The following is a 3,757-nucleotide window of genomic DNA, read 5'->3' as shown; positions in this document are numbered from 1 at the left end:
GCACTCCTTGGCTCGCAGCGTCAGAAGAAATGGAAAAAGAAATATTCTCAAAAGATGCTTTCTCTAAAGAGGTGCAACTAAACCATACTGTAGCAAGGTTAAGTGTTTGTTTTGATCATTTTTTTTTAGAAATAGGACATATTTTTATAACTCCAGCCATTATATCTCTTATATAATTTTCAGTTTGTGAAATTAGCCCAACAATTATCAAAGGAGTTATTTTTGAGTATATATTTTCATTTTCTGGTGTAATAGCTCTTAACAAATTATTACGCCCCTCATAAAACGTATCAATTGGGGACATATTAGTATTATAGGGACAAATATAATCTTGAATAGATGAGATCTTAACAGTTGATGGCGTTGCACTAATTGAATATTTCCAAGTTTCCATTAAGAAATATACTCTTCAGCTAAATTAAATATACGTTTAGCCCAATATTCACCAACTTGTGGAATAGACCTAAGTTCCTTGTGGCTTAAATCATGTAATATATCTTTAATATTTCTAATTTTCGAGTTATTTTTTATCGAGCTAATTCTATCTTTTGTTAATGATAATACACTAATATCTTTATTGATGATTTCTTCATAAGTAGATCGCGTTTCAAGAGAAGCTCCACAATTACTACAAAATCTGGCTTGTTCATTACTGCGTTCAGTATTGCAAGACCGACATGGAGGCATAGCTAACTTTATTGATGAAGAAGGGCGGTTGCTTGCATTAAATTATCCGAGTGTGTTCGTGTATATGCATTAGCATCATAAGACTCTAGAGCAAGAGCTAAATCAGATGTTTTAAAATTTTTTCCTGTTATAAGTGAATTACTAGAAATAATAAATGTTAAGGCTTTTCAATTTAATGCTAATTGTAGCGAGTACGCCACATTGTATCTGTTTTTATTACTAACTTTTCCCTTTCAGAAGAAGTTAATTGGCTCAAAAATTTCAATCCAGTTAACTTTTCTATATGCGCAATATTAGTTCGATACTCAGAAACTTTATTCTTGGCTACTCTTTTATTCGGCATTACAAATGCTAATGCCTGCTTTTGCTGAGGAGCAAATATAATTTTGAAAAATGCCGTCGGTACGGCAACCTTATTTTTGCCAATCGTTTTAATGTTTTTACCTTGAAAAATTGGCCCAGTGTAAACATACACCTCGCTTTTATACTTAGCCCAAAACCTCACATTCGATTCTAATTTCGCCCATCCTTGCCTATTTAAACCTGCTTTTTGAGGACTCATGTTAGATAGTAAAAATGATTGAGACGCAGAGTTTTTATCAAAATCCATAGCCGCATAAGGTGCTAAATGTCCACGATCATAACCAGATCGTTTATAATCTGAAAGTTGAGCTTGATACTGATAGGGAATTGCTGGATCAGGACGAAAATCATCGTGTCTTTTAATTCGCTTAGAAACGCTTTTACTTGTTAAATGGTATGCAACCCAGCGAGGCTGTTTGGTTTTATAGTTATAACCAACACTATACCCTTCACGGCATAAATACTGGTCGGCTTTGCCTGGGATACCATATTTCATAAACCCGTGACAATGAAACTCTGTTTCTGCTGGTATTGCCGCACTTAAAGATATGCTAAATAAGCTAATGAATAGCCCGCATAGTATTATATTTGTCTTTTTCATTGTTATACTTCTTAACTTGCCCAGTCTTCAAACTCTAAATGCTCGACACGCTGAAACTCTTTTGTATTATGTGTCACTAAAACGGCTTTTTCTGAGAGCGCATGCGCGGCTATGATCATATCATTCCCACCAATCACAGTCCCTTTTTTTTGTAAGTCAGCCCTTAAGTCACCATAGTATTTAGCTGCCTTTTCCTCATAGGGTAAAACTTCTAGCTTATTTACCAAGGTATTAATCGCTTCCTGGTTTTTTCGCTGGTGTTGACTCCGAGCCACTCCAAACTGTAATTCAGATAAAACAATGGATGAAATCGCCAATATATGACGAGATTTTTCTACCTCCATCAAACGCTCATAGTAAGAACGAGGCTTTTGTTTAATTAAATAAATACAAATATTCGTATCCAGCATATAAAGCATTTTTTATCCTAAAACCAGTCACGTTCTTGTGCTTGTATATCTTGATGATCTTCCATAAAATCATCCGATACATCCGGCATATGATTGTAAACATCCATCCAGGTTTCATAAACTGGCTGGATTAATAAAGAGTTGCCAAACCGATGAATAACCACTTCTTCACCATCCAGCCGCATTTCTTTCGGTAACCGAACGGCTTGGGAATTACCACTTTTAAAAATTCGTGATTTTGCCATACATCCTCCTTCACATTACACCTGTAAGTATATACTATATTGTATATACTTTGGCAATATTTAAATGGCTTTGTTCTTTTTTAATTTAACTATTTGTTTTTTATGCAGTATCACTATTTTACAGTGGCACAATTGGCTTTTAATCAGCTAAGCTGGTCTTTGCGTTAAAGCATTTAAACACCCACGCACATAGCTCACCCCTTTACTTAAAAAGCTGTTATATACAGCAACAGATATGCGAAAAGTCGCTTGCTTTTTAGCGGCTGAGCCGGTTATTCCATAATGAATCACAAGTATGCGCGCCATCGTTTGATCACTCTTACAGTCACTGTGTAAAAGCTCGTTGACGATTCGATCCACTTCCAGTGCATCGCTATTGGCGATATAAGGATCATTACCGCTATTATTGTTTTGTATGACCACACCGCCGTATTTTTGTATCATGCCAAAAATAGAGTTATTTGAGCCATGCTCTGCGCCTCGTTGTATATAATCGCCCCAGTCTGAGAGCATACTTCTAACTTGCGTGATGTTTAGCATCTTTTAAGCTCCTAATTGCAATTAAAATAACGATTCGCACAGACTTAAAATTCTTGAATTTCAATATCACAGCTAAGTGATTGATTTAGTTAATGGTATAATTCATTTACTACTCTAAAACGGTATATCCTCGCCTATTTTTTCAATCTCCGCCGAGCTATTTTGTGGCTGTAGCTGCGCTTGTTTGGCTTTAAACGCCTGCTGGCCCAATGATGAAGGTTGTGGCGGTGGTGGTTTTACTGTTTGTTGTACGCGCTCGCCGCCCCCGAGCATTTGCATAGTCTTGCCGACAATCTCAGTTGTATAGCGATCCTTGCCCTGGTTATCCTGCCATTTGCGGGTTTTTATCTTACCCTCAACGTAGACCTCTGCGCCTTTCTTTAAGTAATCCCTCGCAATGTTGGCTAAGCCACTAAATAAGACAACTCGATGCCATTCGGTCGATTCATGGTTAACGCCGTGTTGGTCTTGCCATTGCTCTGACGTCGCTACAGACAGCGTTGCAACACTCTCCCCGCTTTGCGTGCTTCTAATCTCCGGGTCTTGACCCAGACGACCCACGATAATTGCGAGATTCACACCTTTCATGCTAATGCTTCTTACTTAAAACGTGTTTTAATCTTTCTTGTAGTTTCTTATCTAGCTGATTGAGTATCACGCTGTGTAAGCTGCCAGAATATTGCTCTGTGATCTTCAGCTCATAATCAATTAATTCATTAATTAACATATTCATAAAGCCCGTAAAATAAAACACTTGTTCACTTTGTTTATCAATCGTCTCCGCGACATCAATTACACTTTTTTGAATGCTGCCAAAAATCTCGTTAAATTCACTTGTCGCTTTTTTCATTAACTCATGTCTATGCTCGTTCACTTAATTATCTCCATTGCTTTGTTTTTAAGCTCTCCGT

6 protein-coding genes are annotated in these 3,757 nt (G+C 37.0%); all 6 read right to left on the bottom strand.

Annotation, left to right across the window (positions count from 1 at the left end; translation table 11 throughout):
* Positions 1-865: 865 nt before the first annotated feature.
* Positions 866-1,651 (bottom strand): DNA/RNA non-specific endonuclease, encoded by a 786-nt coding sequence (locus tag C200_RS06480; protein ID WP_016210970.1) that lies wholly within the window; start codon positions 1,649-1,651, stop codon positions 866-868.
* Between the two features lie 11 nt (positions 1,652-1,662).
* Positions 1,663-2,070: a type II toxin-antitoxin system tRNA(fMet)-specific endonuclease VapC gene (gene vapC, locus C200_RS06475; RefSeq protein WP_016210974.1), complete on the bottom strand. Its 408-nt coding sequence runs from the start codon at positions 2,068-2,070 to the stop codon at positions 1,663-1,665.
* An 8-nt stretch (positions 2,071-2,078) separates the two neighbouring features.
* Positions 2,079-2,306 (bottom strand): AbrB/MazE/SpoVT family DNA-binding domain-containing protein, encoded by a 228-nt coding sequence (locus C200_RS06470; protein WP_016210972.1) that lies wholly within the window; start codon positions 2,304-2,306, stop codon positions 2,079-2,081.
* A 147-nt stretch (positions 2,307-2,453) separates the two neighbouring features.
* Complete coding sequence (locus C200_RS06465; protein WP_129556726.1) at positions 2,454-2,846, bottom strand: hypothetical protein; 393 nt, start codon at positions 2,844-2,846, stop codon at positions 2,454-2,456.
* 114 nt (positions 2,847-2,960) lie between these two features.
* Positions 2,961-3,434, bottom strand: a complete 474-nt coding sequence (ssb, locus tag C200_RS06460; RefSeq protein WP_016210960.1) for a single-stranded DNA-binding protein — start codon at positions 3,432-3,434, stop codon at positions 2,961-2,963.
* Between the two features lies 1 nt (position 3,435).
* Positions 3,436-3,720, bottom strand: coding sequence for a hypothetical protein (locus C200_RS06455; protein ID WP_036794070.1), 285 nt, complete (start codon positions 3,718-3,720; stop codon positions 3,436-3,438).
* Positions 3,721-3,757 lie beyond the last annotated feature (37 nt).

It is taken from the genome of Piscirickettsia salmonis LF-89 = ATCC VR-1361 (genome assembly GCF_000297215.2).
Classification (GTDB): domain Bacteria; phylum Pseudomonadota; class Gammaproteobacteria; order Piscirickettsiales; family Piscirickettsiaceae; genus Piscirickettsia; species Piscirickettsia salmonis.
The sequence above is the reverse complement of the archived record's forward strand: the minus strand, read 5'-3'. Positions and strand labels throughout refer to the sequence as shown.

What these genes read in the sequence shown, in the direction of transcription:
- ssb (WP_016210960.1), bottom strand. Translation starts at nt 3,434, where the DNA reads ATGAAAGGTGTGAATCTCGCAATTATCGTGGGTCGTCTGGGTCAAGAC.
- C200_RS06465 (WP_129556726.1), bottom strand. Translation starts at nt 2,846, where the DNA reads ATGCTAAACATCACGCAAGTTAGAAGTATGCTCTCAGACTGGGGCGAT.
- C200_RS06480 (WP_016210970.1), bottom strand. Translation starts at nt 1,651, where the DNA reads ATGAAAAAGACAAATATAATACTATGCGGGCTATTCATTAGCTTATTT.
- C200_RS06470 (WP_016210972.1), bottom strand. Translation starts at nt 2,306, where the DNA reads ATGGCAAAATCACGAATTTTTAAAAGTGGTAATTCCCAAGCCGTTCGG.
- vapC (WP_016210974.1), bottom strand. Translation starts at nt 2,070, where the DNA reads ATGCTTTATATGCTGGATACGAATATTTGTATTTATTTAATTAAACAA.